Origin of the sequence: Marinomonas ostreistagni (assembly GCF_016888445.1) — a bacterium.
Lineage (GTDB): Bacteria > Pseudomonadota > Gammaproteobacteria > Pseudomonadales > Marinomonadaceae > Marinomonas > Marinomonas ostreistagni.
The window spans coordinates 1-19,491 of sequence record NZ_JAFEKF010000005.1; the positions used below are offsets into that span (position 1 = coordinate 1).

The 19,491-nt window shown below is 50.0% G+C and carries 17 protein-coding genes and 1 pseudogene; 8 read left to right on the forward strand and 10 right to left on the reverse strand.

The annotated features are described in order from the left end of the window. Positions 1–397 precede the first annotated feature (397 nt). The 4 genes from JQX58_RS12910 to JQX58_RS12925 all read right to left on the reverse strand — a co-directional run bounded on the left by JQX58_RS12910 (position 398) and on the right by JQX58_RS12925 (position 3,158). Positions 398–1,060 carry an anthranilate synthase component II gene (locus JQX58_RS12910; RefSeq protein ID WP_204147285.1) on the reverse strand — a complete coding sequence of 221 codons (663 nt, stop codon included), beginning with the start codon at positions 1,058–1,060 and terminating at the stop codon, positions 398–400. An 11-nt stretch (positions 1,061–1,071) separates the two neighbouring features. Next, positions 1,072–2,466, reverse strand: a complete 1,395-nt coding sequence (locus JQX58_RS12915) for an anthranilate synthase component I family protein (RefSeq protein ID WP_204147286.1) — start codon at positions 2,464–2,466, stop codon at positions 1,072–1,074. Continuing rightward, positions 2,453–2,692: a Trp family transcriptional regulator gene (locus JQX58_RS12920; protein ID WP_204147287.1), complete on the reverse strand. Its 240-nt coding sequence runs from the start codon at positions 2,690–2,692 to the stop codon at positions 2,453–2,455. The genes JQX58_RS12915 and JQX58_RS12920 overlap by 14 nt, the downstream gene beginning before the upstream one ends. 79 nt (positions 2,693–2,771) lie before the next feature. Continuing rightward, on the reverse strand, positions 2,772–3,158 hold the full coding sequence (locus JQX58_RS12925) for a septal ring lytic transglycosylase RlpA family protein (protein ID WP_204147288.1): 387 nt from the start codon (positions 3,156–3,158) through the stop codon (positions 2,772–2,774). A gap of 164 nt (positions 3,159–3,322) precedes the next feature. Here JQX58_RS12925 and JQX58_RS12930 point away from each other — a divergent pair, with 164 nt between their 5' ends. Then, positions 3,323–3,742 (forward strand): SRPBCC domain-containing protein, encoded by a 420-nt coding sequence (locus JQX58_RS12930; RefSeq protein WP_204147289.1) that lies wholly within the window; start codon positions 3,323–3,325, stop codon positions 3,740–3,742. Between the two features lie 46 nt (positions 3,743–3,788). Here the strand turns inward: JQX58_RS12930 and JQX58_RS12935 are convergent, their stop codons facing one another. Genes JQX58_RS12935 through dctP form a run of 3 tightly spaced genes read right to left on the reverse strand, consistent with a single transcriptional unit; the run spans position 3,789 to position 6,627 of the window. Next, positions 3,789–5,066: a TRAP transporter large permease gene (locus tag JQX58_RS12935; protein ID WP_204147290.1), complete on the reverse strand. Its 1,278-nt coding sequence runs from the start codon at positions 5,064–5,066 to the stop codon at positions 3,789–3,791. Continuing rightward, complete coding sequence (locus tag JQX58_RS12940) at positions 5,066–5,578, reverse strand: TRAP transporter small permease subunit (protein ID WP_204147291.1); 513 nt, start codon at positions 5,576–5,578, stop codon at positions 5,066–5,068. Before JQX58_RS12940 ends, JQX58_RS12935 begins: the two co-directional genes overlap by 1 nt. Positions 5,579–5,637: 59 nt before the next feature. Next, positions 5,638–6,627 carry a TRAP transporter substrate-binding protein DctP gene (gene dctP, locus JQX58_RS12945; RefSeq protein WP_204147292.1) on the reverse strand — a complete coding sequence of 330 codons (990 nt, stop codon included), beginning with the start codon at positions 6,625–6,627 and terminating at the stop codon, positions 5,638–5,640. A gap of 342 nt (positions 6,628–6,969) precedes the next feature. Between dctP and cysP the strand changes: the two genes are divergently transcribed. The 6 genes and pseudogenes from cysP (at position 6,970) to JQX58_RS12975 (ending at position 14,350) form a co-directional block, all read left to right on the forward strand. Continuing rightward, positions 6,970–7,983: a thiosulfate ABC transporter substrate-binding protein CysP gene (cysP, locus tag JQX58_RS12950; protein ID WP_204147293.1), complete on the forward strand. Its 1,014-nt coding sequence runs from the start codon at positions 6,970–6,972 to the stop codon at positions 7,981–7,983. Positions 7,984–8,084: 101 nt separating this feature from the next. After that, positions 8,085–8,942, forward strand: coding sequence for a sulfate/thiosulfate ABC transporter permease CysT (gene cysT, locus JQX58_RS12955; protein ID WP_204147294.1), 858 nt, complete (start codon positions 8,085–8,087; stop codon positions 8,940–8,942). 15 nt (positions 8,943–8,957) lie between these two features. Continuing rightward, entirely contained in the window at positions 8,958–9,815 is an 858-nt protein-coding gene (gene cysW, locus JQX58_RS12960) for a sulfate ABC transporter permease subunit CysW (RefSeq protein ID WP_204147295.1), read from the forward strand. Between the two features lie 12 nt (positions 9,816–9,827). Next, on the forward strand, positions 9,828–10,925 hold the full coding sequence (locus JQX58_RS12965) for a sulfate/molybdate ABC transporter ATP-binding protein (protein WP_204147296.1): 1,098 nt from the start codon (positions 9,828–9,830) through the stop codon (positions 10,923–10,925). Between the two features lie 163 nt (positions 10,926–11,088). Continuing rightward, positions 11,089–12,119, forward strand: a pseudogene (locus JQX58_RS12970) (TAXI family TRAP transporter solute-binding subunit). A 104-nt stretch (positions 12,120–12,223) separates the two neighbouring features. Further along, positions 12,224–14,350 (forward strand): TRAP transporter permease, encoded by a 2,127-nt coding sequence (locus tag JQX58_RS12975; RefSeq protein ID WP_204147297.1) that lies wholly within the window; start codon positions 12,224–12,226, stop codon positions 14,348–14,350. A gap of 57 nt (positions 14,351–14,407) precedes the next feature. Here JQX58_RS12975 and JQX58_RS12980 read toward each other — a convergent pair whose 3' ends face one another. Then, positions 14,408–15,331 carry a histone deacetylase family protein gene (locus JQX58_RS12980; RefSeq protein ID WP_204147298.1) on the reverse strand — a complete coding sequence of 308 codons (924 nt, stop codon included), beginning with the start codon at positions 15,329–15,331 and terminating at the stop codon, positions 14,408–14,410. Positions 15,332–15,571: 240 nt separating this feature from the next. On the opposite strand from JQX58_RS12980, the gene JQX58_RS12985 reads away from it, so the two are divergent. Further along, the gene (locus tag JQX58_RS12985) at positions 15,572–17,992 is read left to right on the forward strand and encodes a bifunctional acetate--CoA ligase family protein/GNAT family N-acetyltransferase (protein ID WP_204147299.1); all 2,421 of its coding nucleotides are present in this window, start codon (positions 15,572–15,574) and stop codon (positions 17,990–17,992) included. Positions 17,993–18,059: 67 nt separating this feature from the next. On the opposite strand, the gene JQX58_RS12990 is transcribed toward JQX58_RS12985, so the two are convergent. Further along, positions 18,060–18,278: a hypothetical protein gene (locus JQX58_RS12990; protein WP_204147300.1), complete on the reverse strand. Its 219-nt coding sequence runs from the start codon at positions 18,276–18,278 to the stop codon at positions 18,060–18,062. A 20-nt stretch (positions 18,279–18,298) separates the two neighbouring features. Continuing rightward, the gene (locus tag JQX58_RS12995; protein ID WP_204147301.1) at positions 18,299–19,453 is read right to left on the reverse strand and encodes a Na/Pi symporter; all 1,155 of its coding nucleotides are present in this window, start codon (positions 19,451–19,453) and stop codon (positions 18,299–18,301) included. Positions 19,454–19,491: the final 38 nt, after the last annotated feature.

Below are 19,491 nucleotides of genomic sequence, written 5' to 3' on the forward strand. Positions count from 1 at the left end.
ACACAAATTATCTGATTATCTATTTTAAAGAGCGTCTGACTCGTTGTTCGCTTCGTTGTTGTGAAGCGTTGTCCGTGTCAGTGGGTGCGTATAATACGCATCAGAATTTTTGACGCAAGCACTTTTTGAATTAATTTTAAAAAAACGCCATTAAAGCGCCTCAACCCGCCAAACTGATTATTTATTGTTCAAAAACAAGCTTTTGACGTTTATTATTTAACCATCTCTATGAGTTTTCTGGCGTAAGTCACCCTCCCAACAATTTTCAAGCGACTATTCGCGCCTGCGCGTGGAGCAGAAAATTAGTTGGGTGGGTGACGCAACGCCAAGGTATAAGCCTAAAAACGAAAAAGCCCGCTACTGAAATCAGCAGCGGGCTTTTAAAGAGTCGGCTTTACTAAGCTTGTAGTAAGAAGTTACGGATTAAGTCGCGACCACCTTCTGTGGCAAACGACTCTGGGTGGAACTGAATCCCTTGAATAGGGAACTGTTTGTGACGCACACCCATAATCTCGTAATCACCACCCTGATGAATGACGGCGTGGTTATCAAAGTCTTGTACCGCCAAATCACCCACTACGGCAGTCACTTCGAGTACTTCAGGCAAACTTTCTGGCTCTGCCATTAACGAGTGATAGCGCATAATCTCCAATTGATCCGGTACGTCGTAAAACACACCTTCACCAATATGGGTAATCGGGCTGACTTTACCGTGCATTGGCACATGCGCTTTGACTACCTTACCGCCAAACACATGACAGATACCTTGCATACCTAGACAAACCCCCAACAGTGGAATGCTCTGCCCAAGCTCACGGATCACCTCCGCACAGACACCAAAGTACTGCTCATCGTCTGGACTACCTGGCCCTGGTGATATAATGATGCGATCAGGCGCTTCCGCTTTAATATCTTCAAGCGTCACTTGGTCATTACGCTTCACCACTACATCAAACTGACCGATGCCGCCTTTACTTTGCTCCGCCATCAGTACCTCGCCAATATATTGGTACAGGTTGTAGGTGAAGGAGTCATAGTTATCAATAATGTACACTTTCATCGCAATCACCCTTACTGCTTTGGTGCAAACTGATCTAACACGCGTTTGGTGCCAGCAAATTTACGTTGAATCTCTTCGTACTCGCCTTCGGCATTGGAATCGTAGACGTTACCGCCGCAGGTTTGCACATAAGCCTTGTTGCCGTTGACAAACACGGTACGAATCGGGATAGCGAAGTTACAATCACCATTAAAGGAGAACTGCCCCACCGCGCCGCCATATGGGCCGCGACCATCGTTTTCCATATCGTCGATGATTTTCATTGCTTCGATCTTTGGTGCACCCGTTAGCGTGCCGGCTGGGAAGTTACTGGCCAAGGCCGAAAACATATCTTGGTCATCTGCAATAATGCCGACGATTTCACTGGAAATATGCTGAACGTGGCTAAAGCGCTTTATATCCATTAGTGAGCGTACTTTTACCGTACCGAAACGCGCCACACGACCGATGTCGTTGCGGTGCAGATCGACGATCATATTGTGCTCAGCGATTTCTTTAGGATCGTTTAACAAAGCACGAGCGAGCGCCACATCTTCTTTCTCATCAACACCACGTTTTGCAGTTCCTGCTAACGGGAACGTTTCCATCTCGCCTTGGCGTAAGCGGAACAATAACTCTGGGCTGGCGCCAATCAGCTTTTGCTCACCAAATTTGAAGTAGTACATTTGTGGTGATGGGTTCACTTCTCGCATCTGCTCGTAAATAGCGATGGTGTCACCGTCTAGGTCAAACCACTTTTTAAAGCCGACTTCGGTTTGGAAAATCTTACCGTCGACAATATCTTGCTTTACTTTGGCTACCGCCTTGGCGTGATCTTCACGAGTCATCGACTCGCCCGCTGGCGTGACCGTCAACGGGCCATTATCCGGTGTCGGTGCATCTAATAAGGCTTGCACCTGCTCGACACGGTTGTCATCGTAATAGAAGTAAAAGACCTGGCCGGTCATTTTATCGAGGATCAAACCATCTTTATAAAGTCCGAAACGAAATGCATCAAACATATCACTGCGCTGTAACGATAAAGTTGGCTCGAAGTAATTCATCGCATCATAGCCAATGTAGCCAGTCAGCCCGCCCGCGTAACCGCGAGAAATAATGTTTTGCGGCACGATGCTGCGTAGCAGATAGTACGGATTGTCTGACTCGTAAGCCGCCTTACTGCCATCACGCTCTTCTATCCATAACGTATTGCCTTCCGCCCAAAGCAATTTCTCTGGATCAAATCCAATAATAGAGTGACGTGAGATATAACTCTCTTCACCCAGAGACTCCAACATGAAGCAGTTATCAAACTGCTTCTCTACTTTTTTAAACATGCCAAAAAAGTCACAGTCAGAGCTGATGTTCACGTATTTAGGTTTACGTGGTAGCTCGATGCGAGGCGGCACTTTATTACTTGGGCTCATTCTCTTTTAATTCCTTCAATGCGCGAGAACCGCGTGTGACGGTCGCAATTCCCACACCTAGTTGTTTGGCAATTTCGCGTTGTGAAACCCCAGCTTCTAACAGCGCAAAAATCTGCAAGCGACGCTGCATTTCAGCGATTTCATTCGGCGTCAGCAAGGCATTCAGCTTGCTTTCCAGCGCCGCTGGGTCATGGGTTTCTAATAAATAGTGAATCAAACTCTGCACAGAAGCGCACCTTGATGTATCAACGTACTAGTACAGTATAGATTTTGCTGTTTTATTGCAAGCACCACTACGCTCTGCGCTAGTCGTTAATGACTTCAATACGCACATCAATCACGCCTTCACTGGTGTCGGCAATACGCTGAAACGCCGACTTACTTAGATCAATCACACGCCCTTTTACAAAGGGTCCACGATCATTAATGCGCACCACCGTGGTTTTTTGATTGGCAAGGTTGGTTACTCGCACTTTTGCACCAAACGGCAGACGCTTATGTGCTGCAGTCAACGCACGCTGATTAAAACGCTCACCATTAGCAGTCGTACGCCCTTGAAACTTATCCGCATAAAAACTGGCACCACCTTGCTGAGCAAAGTCATTGGCATCCGCTCGGCTAATCGGACCCGATGAGCAAGCACTCAACATGCCCGCCATCAATAAAAATATGAAAGAGATAACACGCGTCATAAAGACATCCTTTTTGCGTAAACCGTAACCCCATCTCAATAAGCTCGCATTGGCTTTACATGCTTTTAACACAATCGTTGCAGTATCCTGCCGGAGCAAAACTCGACACGGCGGGTCTACTTAATTATAAAAACTGTGTGGATGGGAAAGCGAAAGGAAGCATTATGCGCATTACTGTTGAAATCACAATCAAAGCGCCACTTGAAGCGGTATGGGAAGCTTGGACCAAGCCCAGCATCATCCAACAATGGAACGGCGCTTCCCAAGCTTGGTATTGCCCACACGCCGCCATCGACCTTCACGAAGGTGGGCGCTTTGATTATCAGCTTGAGCATCAAGCAGGTGAACACAGCTTTCGCGCCAGCGGCACCTTCACTCGACTCAAGTTACTGCGCCTGATTCACTACAAATTGGACGATGGGCGCCAAGTAGAAATCGATTTTGAAGAGCATGACCAACATATTCGCATACGCCAAACCTTTGATATTGCGCCCCACACATCAATCGAGGCTCAGCGCGCAAAATGGCAGGACATTCTGAGCTATTTCAAAAAGGTTGTAGAAACCAATGCCCTACTCAGCTAGCCAGCAACAAAAAAGCCAGCATGAACTTCATACTGGCTTTTGCCTATTAACGCGCTAACTGATACGGCACATACAAGGCCAAATCAGGCCAGAACCACAATAAGATCGCGGTCAGTATCATAATGATGGCAAACGGCAACGCTCCTTTTGAGACATCTTGCAATGACGCCTTGGCCACTCCCTGAATAATAAACAAGTTCATCCCCACTGGCGGCGTAATCAACGCGGTCTCGATCAGCACTACAAAGAAAATACCAAACCAAATCGGATCAATGCCCATATTCAAAACCGCTGGTAGCAACACAGGTACCATAATCAGCAGCATCGACAGGCTCTCTAAGAAGAAGCCAATCAAGAACAACACCAACCCTACCGCCAAGATAAACAAGCCCGGCGTTGAGATGTTTTGCGTCAGAATCATACTGATGGTTTGCGGCAGCATGTACAGGGTAATCGCGTAAGAGAAAACCTTGGCTCCGGCGACGATCAACATCACCAACACTGTGGTTTTCAACGTATGCTCAACACTTTCTTTAAGCAACGACCAATTCATACGCCCCATAGCAAAAGTGATCAGCAGCGCAATGACAAAGCCAAGGCCAGCACTTTCAGACGGCGTTGCAATCCCCGCATAAATAGAGCCGATAATGCACATCGCCAACAACACTGTTGGCAACGCTTTTAACGACGCCTGCATGCGCTCAGACCACTCTACCTTCGGCATTGCCTGATATTGGCTGGAGAAACGAGAGAACAGCACACCGTAAATAATAAACGCCAGCGCCAAGAACAAACCTGGGCCCACACCTGCCAAGAACAAGGTCTTAATCGAAGACTCCGACACAATGCCGTAAATGATTAACGGAATCGATGGCGGGATCAAAATACCCAAGGTACCGCCTGCCGCCAGCATACCGAATACGAACTTGCGATCGTAGCCACGCTTGATCATCTCAGGAATCGCGATGGTACCAATCGTTGCAGCAGTCGCGACGGATGAGCCAGAAATGGCCGAAAACAGTGTGCACGATAAAATCGTCGCCACGCCCAAACCGCCAGGTAGATGCCCAACCCAAGCCTGCACCCCAGAATAAAGGTCCTTGCCAACACCGCCGCGTAGTAACACATTCGACATCAACAAAAACATGGGTACAGCTAACAGCTCAAAACTATCCATCGCACCGTAAAGACGCTGCGGCACACCCACCATTGGCAGCCCTTGTAGGGCCAACAAAATAATACCCAAGCCACCCAGCGCAAACGCCACAGGTGTGCGCAGAACTAATAACGCCAACAGCGCCACTAAAATAAATAATGCTTCCATTAGTGCGCCGCTCCTGTGTTAGAAGATGCTGCTTCAGGCACTTGGGTCCAAACGCGTACCAATTCTGCGATCCCTTGTAAGGTCAACAACCCAGAGCCCAACCATACGGGCGCATGAGTAAACCATTTGGGCAATGCCAAGTAAGTATCCGTGGTGTGCCCCGCCAGTGTCGATTTAAGCCACAACTCAAAGCCGAAGTAACAAGCCACCGTAGCGAAGACAAACATAAATACGATGGCAAAACTGTCACTCAGCTTACGCCCCAAGGTACCAGGCGTGCGAAAAGCGATTTCAATCACCACCATCTCTTTGTGCTTTAATGCAAACGCCGCCGCCAAATACACCGACCACACCATGATCACGCGGCTCACCTCATCGACCCAAATAGTGGGTGCGTTAAACACATAGCGCATCACGACTTCATAGGTAATAAAGCAGCCGACGGCAAACAAACTCCATGCGCACAGTTTCCCAGTCCATTCAGAAACCGCGTCAATTAAGCGCAACAACATTGTGTTACTCCTACCAAAACAAAAGAAGCTGCCTCTTTGCAAGGCAGCTTCTATCAAGATTACTGGACTGAACGAATAGCAGAGACAGCTTCAGCGCCCGTCTCACCGGTTTCTTTCACAAAACGATCAACAACCGTTTGTGTCGCTTGCTGCCACGCCGCGCGCTGGGCATCTGTCAGCTCAACCACATTCATGTATTGCTTCATTTCTTCAACGGTTTGCGCTTCTTCGGCGTACACACGGTTACGCAGTTGCTGCTCCACCACACGTGCAGCATCCATTACCGCCGCCTGCTCTTGCTCAGATAACCCTTCGTAGACATCATTGTTGATCACGGCCAAAAACTCGATCGCGCTATCAAAGGTCAGCGTCATGTTGTCCATTACTTCAAACAACTTACGTGACTTCACCGCCGAGGCACCCGTCATCCCCACATCTACCGCACCTTGCTGGTACGCCAAAAACTGCTTCGAGCCAGACAATAAGGTCGGCGCGCCATTTAATGCTTCAGCCGTCCAGCCGTGAACCTTGCCGTAGGTACGAATCTTTTTACCTTCGATGTCTGAAGGCTCCACGATCGCATCACCGTTACTTAGGTAAACGTTACGACCGTATGCCTGCCACCACAACACGCGAGCATTGGTTTCTTCTAGGATTTTACTGTCGATGGCCTTACGTAGATCAGAGCCCGGTGCTACCGAGGCACGAATGTGTGCTTCGTCATTGAAAATAAACGGTACCGCAATCACATCTACCGCAGGGACTGAGCCAGCAAAACGGCCAATAAAGGTAGAGCCGGCATCGATGGCACCCGAGCCCACAGCTTCAGGTACTTCTTTGTCTTTAAAAAGCTGCGCCGATGGGAACAGCTGAACACTTAACTCGCCGCCAGTTTTCTCTTTGACTAGCTTGCCGAACTCCAACCAGTTTTGGCTCACCGGATGCGTCTCTGGTAGCTGTGATGTCACACGAATCGTGTCTGCTAAAGCGTGAGCAGAAAGCCCCGCCACGGAAAGCGCTAAAATAGAACTGCTAATTAGTTTTTTCATGGATGCCTCATTAATATAAAACTGCCCGACTTCATTGCTGTGCTGCGAGCGCTACTTCTTGCGAGTATTTTCAATGCGCACCACCGCTCGGTGTCGCAGGCTGGAGGGTTTGTTAACTTAATCACCGATAAATTGCAAAAACCGTACAGGACAGCTTAACAATATCCTTTGTTTGTACACATTAGAGAAATTTGAGTGTAATCAAGACTTTCTTAAAGCAAATCTAATTGTAACGCGCCATATTCCAAAATTGTTGTTTTTTATGGATTGTAATAACCAAATCTTTTAAATAAGCTATCTCTAAACGAATAACTCTTGTCATACTCCAATTACGAGGCAGCTATGAAAACAACATCGAAACTTCTCAAATCCGTCGCCGGTGCACTGCTTTTAGGCTCTGCTGTAAACGCTTCTGCTGCGGATCAAACCATCTTAAATACGTCTTACGATATCGCCCGCGAACTGTTTGCCTCTTACAACCCTGTGTTCCAAAAACACTGGCAAGAAGAAACTGGCCAAACCGTCGAAATCAAGCAGTCACACGCTGGCTCTTCAAAGCAAGCACGTGCCATCTTGCAAGGCCTGCCTGCAGACGTGGTGACCTTTAACCAAGTAACCGACGTACAAATCCTAGCGGATCGTGGCAACATGGTAGCCGAAGACTGGAAAGACAAACTGCCGAACAACAGCTCGCCTTACTACTCAACGACCGCTTTCTTGGTACGTAAAGGCAACCCTAAAAACATCCAAGATTGGGGCGATCTAGTTGAAGACGATGTGGCACTGGTATTCCCAAATCCTAAAACATCCGGTAACGGTCGTTACACCTACTTGGCAGCGCTTGGTTACGCACAAGACCAGTTCGGTAAAGACGCGACGGAACAACAAAATGGCTTCCTAAAAACCTTCCTAGGCAATGTATCTGTATTTGATACCGGTGGTCGTGGTGCGACAACGACATTCGTCGAGCGCGGCATCGGTGATGTACTGATCACTTTCGAATCTGAAGTCAACAACATCCGTGATCAATACGGCGCGGATAACTACGAAGTCGTGGTACCAAAAACCTCAATCTTGGCGGAATTCCCAGTTGCTGTGGTTGAGCGCAATGCTAAGAAAAACGGTACGTTAGACGTCTCAACAGAATACTTAAACTACCTATACAGCGAAGAGTCACAACGCTTATTGGCAGGCTTTAACTACCGTGTTCACAACGAAACAGTGAAAGCGGAAAACGCCGAGCGCTTCCCTGAGGTCAAACTGCTAACGGTAGAAGAAATTGCCGGCGGCTGGCCACAAGCGATGCAAGATATCTTTGCCAACGGCAAGCAGCTAGATCAACTGCAGCGCCGCTAATTCACGTCTTATCGTGGGTGATCGCCGGGTGCTTAGCGCCCGGCGTTTGCGTTTTTATTGCTAAGCAAACTGATCCCTTTCGCTAAAGGAGCGAACCCATCATGTCGACGTCCTTAAACGCGACTCAGCGCAAACCGCGCCATAAACGAGTCTTACCAGGCCTTGGCTTAAGCCTGGGCAGCTCGTTGTTTTTTATAAGTTTAATTTTATTACTGCCGATGACTGGCTTGGTCATGCAAACCGCGCAAATGAGCTGGGCAGACTACTGGTACGTGATTACCGATGAGCGTGTCGTCGCTAGTTATCAAGTCACAGTTTGGGCTGCGCTGCTGGCCTCGATTTTCAATGGCGTGTTTGGCTTACTGCTGGCATGGGTGTTGGTGCGTTATGAATTCCCAGGCAAACGCTTACTGGATGCCCTAGTCGACTTACCTTTTGCCCTACCCACTGCTGTCGCGGGTATCACTCTGGCCACACTGTACGCCGAAAATGGCTGGTATGGCTCCTTGCTAGCGGAGCTTGGTATCAAAGTCGCTTATACGCCACTTGGCATCATTGTCGCCATGTCCTTTACCAGTATTCCGTTTGTTGTGCGTACCGTACAGCCCGTACTAGAAGAACTGTCTCCCGAGGAGGAAGAAGCGGGCATTACCCTTGGCGCATCTGATTGGTCGGTGTTTCGTCGCATCATCATGCCATCGTTATGGCCTGCACTAGTGACCGGCGTGGCGCTTTCGTTTACCCGCAGTTTGGGCGAATTTGGCGCGGTCATTTTCATCGCCGGCAACATGCCGTACGTCAGTGAAATCACTTCATTGATGATCTTCGTACGCCTACAAGAATTTGATTTCCCCGCTGCAAGCGCGATCGCTTCGGTGGTGTTAATCGTTTCCTTGGTGCTGTTGTTTGCCATCAACATCTGGCAAGCGCGTTATTTAAAACGTCTGCACGGACGTTAATCGGAGGATCGATTTATGGCCCCTAAACAAAGCCATCAACAACGCATTGGTGATCGACCTGCGGTGAAATACACCCTGATCACTCTGACATTGGTACTGACCGCTGTACTCCTGGTCGTGCCGTTGGTCAGTATTTTTCAAAAAGCCTTTATCGACGGTTTAGCCGTTTACTGGCAAAGCTTAGCGGACCCAGATACCTTGCATGCCATCTGGTTAACGCTGTTTGTCGCCTTATTAACTGTGCCGATTAACTTGGTCTTTGGTGTGATGCTGGCTTGGTCGGTGACACGCTTTGAGTTTCCCGGTCGTAAGCTATTAATGACCTTAATGGATATTCCATTTGCCGTGTCGCCAGTGGTCGCTGGCCTGCTGTATTTACTGCTCTATGGTAACAATGGCTGGATCGGCGCTTGGCTGTACGAGCATGATCTACAGCTTATGTTTGCTTGGCCTGGGATTGTCATGGTGACGGTATTTGTGACGTGCCCGTTTGTCGCCCGTGAGCTGATTCCACTGATGCAACAACAAGGCCGCGAAGACGAAGAAGCGGCGGTCATCCTCGGCGCATCCGGTTGGCAGCTGTTCCGTCGAGTGACCTTACCCAATATTAAATGGGCGCTGCTGTATGGCGTGATTTTGACCAACGCTCGCGCCGTCGGTGAATTTGGCGCCGTCTCGGTGGTATCAGGCAACATTCGTGGCGAGACCAACACTTTACCGCTGCATGTACAGCTGCTGTATGAGGATTACCAAGCCACAGCCGCTTTCGCCAGTGCTTCGTTACTGGCCGCTATCGCGTTACTGACCCTGATATTTAAAGCATTCGTTGAGTGGCGCCAAGAGCGTGCCCACCGCGCTGAGACCGATCATTAATAGGTGAACATCATGAGTATTCGCTTAGACAATATTTCTAAAACATTCGACAAATTCCAAGCCCTGTCACCTATGTCTTTAAACATCGAAGACGGTGAAATGATCGGCTTACTGGGCCCTTCAGGCTCAGGTAAAACAACCTTACTGCGTATCATTGCAGGTCTTGAAGGGGCTGATTCAGGGCGCATCCAATTCGGCCAACGTGACGTGACCAACCTGCACGTACGTGATCGTAACGTCGGGTTTGTATTTCAAAACTATGCCCTGTTTCGCCATATGACCGTGGCAGACAATGTGGCATTTGGTCTAGAAGTCATGGACGCCAAGCAGCGTCCTAACAAAGCCGAAATACAAAAACGCGTGCAACACTTGCTCGACATGGTACAACTGGGTCACCTTGCCAAACGTTATCCGTCGCAACTGTCGGGCGGTCAAAAGCAACGTATTGCCTTGGCCCGTGCACTGGCTACTAAGCCCGATGTACTACTGCTGGACGAGCCGTTTGGCGCACTGGACGCTAAAGTTCGTAAAGAGTTGCGCCGTTGGTTGCGCAACCTGCACGATGAGATTGGCTTTACCAGCGTGTTTGTCACCCACGACCAAGAAGAAGCCTTGGAGCTGTCGGATCGCGTGGTAGTGATGAGCAATGGCCACATTGAACAAGTGGATGCCCCAGCACAGCTATACGCTCAGCCAAACAGCCGCTTTGTATTTGATTTCTTGGGCAACGTTAACGTTTTTGATGCCGCCGCACAGGGCTCACGTCTAACGCATCAGGACGCTTGGCTTGAAACGCCTCATCAAGATGGCAAAACACAAGCAGGCCAACTCTACATTCGCTCCCACGAATTAGCGTTACACCCAGCGCCAACCACCCAAGCCCATTTGCCGCTGCGTGTCATCGCCGTCAATCCAATCGGCCCTGAAGTACGCGTTGAGCTAGCGCCAGATGGCTGGCAAACCGAGCAAGTCTGGGAAGCCGATCTAAGTCATGCCGACTATGAGCGCCACCCTGTACAGCGTGGTGATCAAGTTTTTGCCGCGCCTACCTCAGGTTATTTCTTCACCGCTGATTCACAAGGTAGTCCAGAGCGCCTGCACTGGTCCTAACACCGCCTCAGATATAACCCACAACGGTGTGGGTTATATCTCTCCTCAATCTACTACCATCTTCTTATGGGTTTTTAGCTACTTTGCCTATACTCTGTTAACTAGAGCGAGGATGCTCACCTAGAGTCCTCTGAATAACAACAAAGATAGATAGGAACTTTTCATGAAGATGACCAAACGTACGCTCGTTAAAGCCATTAGTGCCACCTTAGTATTAAGTGCTGCCGCTGGTACCACGAGCTTGGTTCACGCTGACGATCACAAACGCTCTTATGTGCTCGCAACGGCCTCCACTGGTGGCACGTTTTACCCTGTTGGGGTGGCACTGGCGACACTTACCAAAGTTAAATTAGAACCCACTCAAGGCATTTCCATCTCTGCGATTAACTCCGCAGGCTCAGGGGAAAACATCAAACTGATGCGCGAAGACGAAGCCCAACTGGCCATCTTACAAGGGCTTTATGGTGCGTGGGCGTGGGAAGGTGAAGGACGCCTCGCTAACGATGGTCCGCAAAAAACCTGCGTTCGGTCACCATGTTGTGGCAAAACGTTGAGCAGTTTGTCGTCAATGCCGAGTACGTCGACTCGGGCACCATTTCGGACATGAGCAACTTAGCGGGCGAAAAGTTCTCTATCGGTAAGAAAAACTCAGGCACAGAAGGCTCAGGCCTAACGATCCTCAACAACATGGACGTGCCAGTGGCCGATATCAACATGGCCTACATGGGCTATGCAGCATCTGCCGATGCCATGCAAAACGGCACCGTCGATGGTATGAATATCCCTTCGGGCGTACCGACCAGCGCTATTACTCGTGCTTACGCAGCCTTAGGCGATGACATTACCATTCTTAACTTCACCGATGAGCAGATGAAACAAGCCAATGGTAATTATCAGCTATGGACACGCTTTGAAATTCCGGCCAACACCTACCCTGGCCAAACCGAAGCGATCCAAACTATTGCTCAGCCAAACTTCTTAGCGATTCGTGATGATGTGTCTGAAGAAGACGTGTATCAGCTGACCAAAACCATTTATGAAAACCTACCTTTCCTAAACGGCATCCACAAAGCGACCAAAGCCATGGCGCTGGATAAAGCGATCGCAGGCTTACCTGTGCCATTGCATCCAGGTGCAGTGCGCTACTACCAAGAAGCCGGCATTACTATTCCCGATCACTTGATCGCCGAGTAATGCCCATCAAAGGGTGGCTGATCAGCCACCCTTTATTATATTGCTTAATGTCATTTTCTCGCGCCATGCCCGTGCGCGTCAGTACTGTATAAAAGGTCGTGCTTATGTCAGAGACGCAGGTTAGCCAAGACCAAGAGCTACAACAAAGCCTTAAAAGCTTGGAGCTTGAACAACGGGAGGAAAATAGCCCTGTTGGTCGTATTATTTATTGGGTCGGTGTGGTGTTTGCCTTGGCCCATATTTACTTCAACACCTTAGGCACCTTGCCCGAACTGTGGGTATCAGCGATCCACTTCAGTGGCTTTGCCTTTATCTGTGCCTTAATGGTGCCACTTCGTCACAGCGTTAGCTCATCAGGACAACGCTGGACACTGATCGCCGATATCGCCTTAGGACTGGTTGCCATCGCGTGTGCCGTTTATTTAATCCTATTTGAGGACGCGCTCTACGATCGAGGCGTCACCTTTATCACCAGCGACTGGGTGGTTTCACTCGTTGCCATCGGTATTGCACTGGAACTTGCGCGCCGTACCACGGGCTGGTTTATTCCGAGTTTGATTGTCGTCGCCTTGACCTATGTTTTTTGGTGGGGGCCCTACATCGACGGGATCTTTGGCTTTGCAGGGCTTAGCTTAGAAACCGTATTGTTTCGCTCATTCTTTTCTTCCGAGGGTATGTTTGGCTCCATCGCCCGCATTTCATGGACTTATGTGTTCATGTTTATTCTGTTTGGCGCCTTCCTAGTGAAGTCCGGTGCCGGTGATTTTATTATCGAACTGTCACGCTGCGCCGCCGGGCGCTTTGTTGGTGGCCCAGGCTTTGTCGCGGTCTTAGGCTCTGGCTTAATGGGCTCAGTGTCTGGCTCTTCGGTAGCCAACACCGTTTCTACTGGCGTGATCACCATCCCGATGATGCGTAAAGCGGGGTTCCCGGCGCGTTTCTCGGCTGGTGTCGAAGCCGCGGCCTCGACAGGTGGTCAGTTAATGCCTCCTGTGATGGGGGCTGGCGCTTTCATTATGGCTTCCTACACACAGATCCCTTATGTGGAAATCATCGCCGTCTCGACCCTACCAGCGTTGCTGTACTTCTTATCGGTGGGCTTTTATGTGCGCGTGGAAGCGATGCGTTCTCATGCTGATGCGGTGGAGCTCGAGTCACGTAGCGTTACAGAAGTCCTCAAGGAAGGCTGGCACTTTTTATTGCCGTTAGCCGTTTTGGTCGCGTTACTCATTTACGGTTTCACACCGACGTATGCGGCAGGCATTGCCATTATTTCTGTGGTCGCGGCGTCTTGGTTATCGAAAAATCCAATGAAGCCAAGAGACATCTTAGACGCGCTCGCACAAGGCTCACGCAATATGGCGACCACGGCGATTTTGCTGATTGCGGTCGGGCTAGTGGTCAATGTCGTCGCGATGACAGGGATCGGTAATACGTTTTCCTTGATGATTGCCGAGTGGTCCAACGGCAGTCTGCTGATCATGCTCGCATTGGTCGCTTTAGCCTCGCTTATTTTAGGCATGGGCTTACCAGTAACAGCCGCCTATATTGTGCTTGCGACACTCTCAGCGCCAGCACTGTATGGCCTGATCGCCGAGTCACAATTACTCGACTTGATCATGGCAGGCAATTTACCAGAGCAAGCCAAAACCATTTTTATGCTGATTGATCCGGACAAATACGCCTTACTCTCAGCACCTATGAGCCAAGCTGAGGCACAAGCACTGATCGCCCAAGTACCCCCAGACTTTAAGAGTCAACTACTTGAGCAGGCGTTAAATCCGATGACGCTTAGTGCTGCTCTGTTGTCCGCACATATGATTATCTTTTGGCTATCACAAGACTCAAATGTCACGCCTCCGGTATGTTTGACCGCGTTTGCGGCTGCCGCCATTGCGAAAACACCGCCTATGGCGACGGGCTTCACCGCGTGGAAAATTGCCAAAGGACTGTACATTGTGCCCTTACTCTTGGCCTATACCGACTTCATTGGTGGCGAGCCACAGGATGTAGCACGCATCTTTGTGTTTGCGCTGTTTGGCATTTATGCTTTTGTCGGCTTGATGGAGGGCTATCTAGAAGGACCGCTACCACTGCTGCTAAGGCTGCTTTGTGGCGTGGCCGCTGGCTTAATGCTGTGGCCGCATACTAGTATCCTAATAGATAGTGCTGGATTGGTGCTGTTCTTAGGTCTGTTTATTTACAGCCGCAAACGCCGCCAAGCGCTTTAAACAGTAACACCTGAGCGCCCAGCGCGCTCAAGGTGTTTATTGCTGAGGTCTTTGAGACTATAGCCCTGTCATGACTTTTAAATGGCTAAACACCGCACGGCCTGTGGCATCTGTGTTGTAGCCACCTTCTAATACCGACACCATGCGACCCTCACAATAACGCTCGGCAATGTCCAGCAAGTGTTGTGTCACCCAGACAATATCTTCTTCTTTTAGCCGCAGCTGACCCATCGGATCTTCAGCCAGCGCATCAAAGCCCGCCGAAATCATAATTAATTGTGGTTTAAATGCTTCCAATGCAGGAAACAAATCACGCTTATAGGCTGCGCGAAACTCTTCTCCCTTAGCGCCTTTTTCAAGTGGCATGTGCACAATATTGTCGTGCGATGCGCCTGGATCGGGGTAAGGGAACAATGGGTATTGGTAACTGGAGGCGTACAGCACGCGCGCATCGCTTTCGAAAATGCTCTCTGTGCCATTGCCGTGATGACAGTCAATATCAATGATCGCGATACGCTCCAGTCCATACGCATCCAACGCATGACGCGCGCCCACCGCGATATTATTAAACACACAAAAGCCCATTGCTTTATCGTATTCGGCGTGATGCCCAGGTGGGCGCACGGCACAAAACGCATTGTTGACTTCGTCTTGCAGCACCATGTCGACTGCTTTGACCACTGCACCACTGGCACGTAAGGCGGCTTCTAAAGTATTGGGCATCATCAGTGTTTCATCATCCAACGCCACATGACCTTCCTCTGGCGCTCGAGCAAAAATCGAAGCAACGTACTCTGGGCAATGGGTCGCATTAAGCTGCGCCAGCGTTGCGCTATCGGCTTCTCGCCAGCGTAAAAAGTCCATGAGTTGGCCGGCGATCAGACGATTTTGGATCGCCTCTAAGCGCTGCGGTGATTCGGGATGATCGTCTGCCAGCTTGTGTTCTTCACAGGCAGGGTGAGTAAGATAGGCCGTGGTCATGAGATATCCATCGCAAGTTGTCACCCAAATCAAAGGGCGCTGTTATTGTTATTCAGTCTGTGCCGAAGTCAGGCTACTATAGTAAACAGACTTAGCATCTGCCCTATATCAAGCCATAGCCAATACTGGGCAGCCAATCCGACATTGGTCTAGACTGCTATAACCATAATGCATTCTCTGTCGTTGAGCGAGGGCCGTGCGCCAAGACGTTCGCTACAGATTTTTCAGGGAGAACGTTGCATGCCAAATCACGCCCTTAAGTCCTTACTGATGCCTAACTCAGTATTGGTTTATACCGGTCAAGACAGCCAGAGTCCTCTGCTTCACGCTATTTTACGAGCTCTGTCTTATAGCGGCCGACGCGGCAGTGTATTTCTCTATGGTGCCGTTCCTGATGACAGTCTAGGTGTGTTGCCCTTTACCCAGATACAAGACTTTAGCGAACTGAGCAAAACCCCAGATCTTGCTATCGTCGCGGGCGATGAGCAGCGCTTTTTAAGCGAGCTAATCGCCGAGTGTGGCACGCTAGGCATTCCGGCATTACTGGATTTCACCGGTAGCCGTGAAGACAGCCATACGCTGTTTAAAGCCACGCGCACCCACAATGTGCGTCTACTCGGCCCCAATAGCTTTGGCTTATGTCGCCCCAAATTGGGCTTTTCTGCGTGGCTTGGGCTTACCCAACCCTTACCTGGGCGCTTAGCTCTGATCTCTCAATCCGGCACGGTCGCGAGTGCACTCGTCGACTGGGCCACTTGGCAAGGCATTGGCTTTTCCCAAATCGTGTCCATGGGCAGTCCGGTCGATGTGATGCCATCACAGATTTTGGAGTTTTTATCCAACGACTACGAAAGTCAGTCGGTGTTGATGTATCTGCAAAAAATTGGCTCAACCACACGCTTCTTAAGTAGCTTGCGCGCCACCAGTCGCACCAAACCCGTGGCGGTGGTGGCAGAGCATAATATGGGCGCCGACCCTCGAGTGCTGGATGCAGCACTGAGCCGTACCGGTGCGGTACGCGGACGTCGTCTCAATGACTTGGTCGCCGCCGCTTCTGTGATGACCAATGCCCGCCGAGTTAAAGATGGTTCGCTAATGGTCATCGGCAATGGGGCAGGTCCTGGGGAATTGGCTGCTGAACGCGCCAAAGAACTCAACGTCAGCCTGCTGACACCAGAGGAGGATCTGCGTCATACCCTTGAAGACATTATGGCGGGACGCGGTAGCGTCGGCAGTATTACCACCGCGTGGGCCAGCTGTGAAGCCAACTTGTTTGTCGATTTAGCCGAAGCCGCCCTAAGCGATAAGCACTGTGGTGCCGTATTACTGATGCTAAGCCCGACGGCACTGATCAATATCGCGTCTTTGTACGATCAAGTGTTAGAGCTGCACAAGAAGCAGAAGAAGCTGGTGATGGTCTGTTTGCTGGGCGGCGGCCATATGGTGGCGATGCGCACTCGCATCAATGAAGCAGGCATTCCGACTTTTCGTACGCCTGAAGCGGCGATCGAAGGCTTCCAGTTTTTGGTGCAATTCCAGCGTAACCAGTTACTGGCGAAACAAACCCCAGACAGCCACGCCTTTCGCTTTAATATAGATGTCGCCGCCGCACGAGAGCAGCTAAAAGCGATGATTAAAGCGGGCAACAAATCACCGTCGGCAGATGATCTTAAAGGCGTATTTGAACTGTTTAATTTCCGCCTCACCTCGCGTCGCCAAGCCAACTTCTTGCTGCAAGCGCCGATTCATTTACGCGCCTTCCAAGACCCAGTATTTGGCCCAACCATAGGCTTATCCTTAGAAGGCGCCAATCAATGGCATCACCAAACCGAAGCCGTCGCCTTACCGCCGCTGAATACTATTTTGGCCAAAGACCTTATTCATCGCGCATTTCCCAACGTAGAATCATTTGAACTAGAAGACCTTTTGCGCAGCTTCTCAACTATGATTTGTGAGCTACCAGAGTTTGAATACTTGGAGCTTGCTGATGTGCGAATCCACGAAAGTGGCAGTATCTTTGCCGACGTCAAAGCGACGCTAAAAGGCTGCGGCAAACTCAAGCGCTACGAGCATTTAGCCATCCAACCTTATCCGCGCCAGTGGGTCAAAGAGGTCACCCTACGCGATGGTCAACAGATTACCATTCGCCCTATCTTGCCACGCGATGCCTACATGATGGCTGACTTCGTTAAAAATCTGTCCCACGAAAGCCGCTACTTCCGCTTCATCGCCAACATTTCCGAGCTCACACCGCGCATGATCGCCAGCTTGTCCCATATTGATTATGATCGCGAAATGGCACTCATCGCGGTCGGTGATAAAGATGGCGAGCCAGTAATGATGGGCGCAGCGCGCTTTAGCGATAACTTCGACGCGCAAAGCTGTGAGTTTGCTGTGGTCATCGGCGACGAATACCAAGGACACGGGTTAGCGGCTTTGCTGATGCGTCGCTTATTTTTGGTGGCGTACTCGAAGGGGCTTAAAGAAATGCAAGGCACCGTCTTGTCAGAAAACAAACGTATGATCGAATTCTGCCGCCGTATTGGCTTTAGTATCAAGCGCGACCCTGATGACATCAGCTTAGTCACCGCCTATATACGCCTTACACCTAAATTCATCGACGAGGTCAAACATAAACTCGCGCCACAACCCGTATCTTAAGCCCTTCAAACAACAACGCCGCCCCTTATAAGGAGCGGCGTTAGTGGTATCGGGATAGCAGGCTTTATTACTTACGTAACTCCGCCAACACCATCTGAAAAAACGAACGCACCTGATCCCATTTTACGGGCGTCCAATCTTCCCCTAACTCAATGCTTTCCACTTTTTCGTGCTGCTGGTCCGCCTCACGCAGGGCAAGCTCAGCACGAATGTCATGGATCTGTTGCTCAGTTTCGTTCAGGATTGCCTTAAGCTCATCCTTCGACATACGCTCTAAATTCGACATCGTATTTCCCTTTGCAATGATTAAAACATCAAGCTCGCCGCAATCAGTAACAGCGGCACGACAATAAACACACCTAAGACCCAAGCTGCGGCCACTGCTTTGCGCTCAGAAGCTACCTGCGCCAACCACTCCGCACCTTTGATCGGCAGATTGCGCACCACTGGCACACTGAAAATCAGTAACACCGCAAACACGTTAAACAAACAATGTACTAACGCGATTTCCAGAGCCGACACCGCTAATGCGCCAGAAATAGCCGTCGCCGCCAACAACGCCGTCACCGTGGTGCCGATATTGGCTCCCAGCATAAAAGGGTAAATCTGCTTAAGACTAAACGTACCGGAACCTGCCAATGGCACCATCAAACTGGTGGTTGTGGAAGAAGACTGCACAAAGGTTGTCACTAAGGCACCGGATGCGATCCCAGAGACAGGGCCACGACCAATGGCCGAGTGCATCACTTCTTTTGCCTTGCCAACCATCAAAACCTTCAGCAACTTACCAATGTAGGTAATCGCCACAAAGATAAACACCAAGCCGACGACAATCAGAGCAATGCCTGCGAACGCTCCAGGCAACATGCTCGTCACGCTATCTACTGCACCAACAAACGGTTTGGTGGCAGACTTAATGATGTTGATATCTTTGATCGAATAACTGTCGCCGCCCACCAAAAACGTCGACAACCAAAGCGCAACATGCTCCAAAAAGCCAAACATGATTTCTAGTGGCAAAAAGATCGCAACTGCCATGAGGTTAAAAAAGTCATGCACCGTCGCCGCTGAAAACGCACGGCGAAACTCCTCTTTATCACGCACATGCCCTAGGCTTACAAGAGTGTTGGTGACCGTGGTACCGACGTTGGAGCCCATAATCATAGGTATCGCGATACTCACCGGCAAGCCACCCGCCACCATGCCAACGATCAAAGAGGTCACAGTAGACGATGACTGAATTAATGCCGTAGCCACAATCCCGATCACTAACCCCACATAAGGATTGGACGCAAACTCAAATAACTCCTGTGCGTGACCACCTGTGGCCGCTTTAAAGCCAGAGCCAATCATGCCCACCGCACTGATCAACAGATACACTAACGCAATCACTGCCAGCCACTGAGGCCAACGACTTCCGCTTGAAACCTGGGGCGCATGCAGCGCTTCAGAGTTATTCATGGCAACACCTCCATTAGAAAAATGTCATGCTAAAGAAC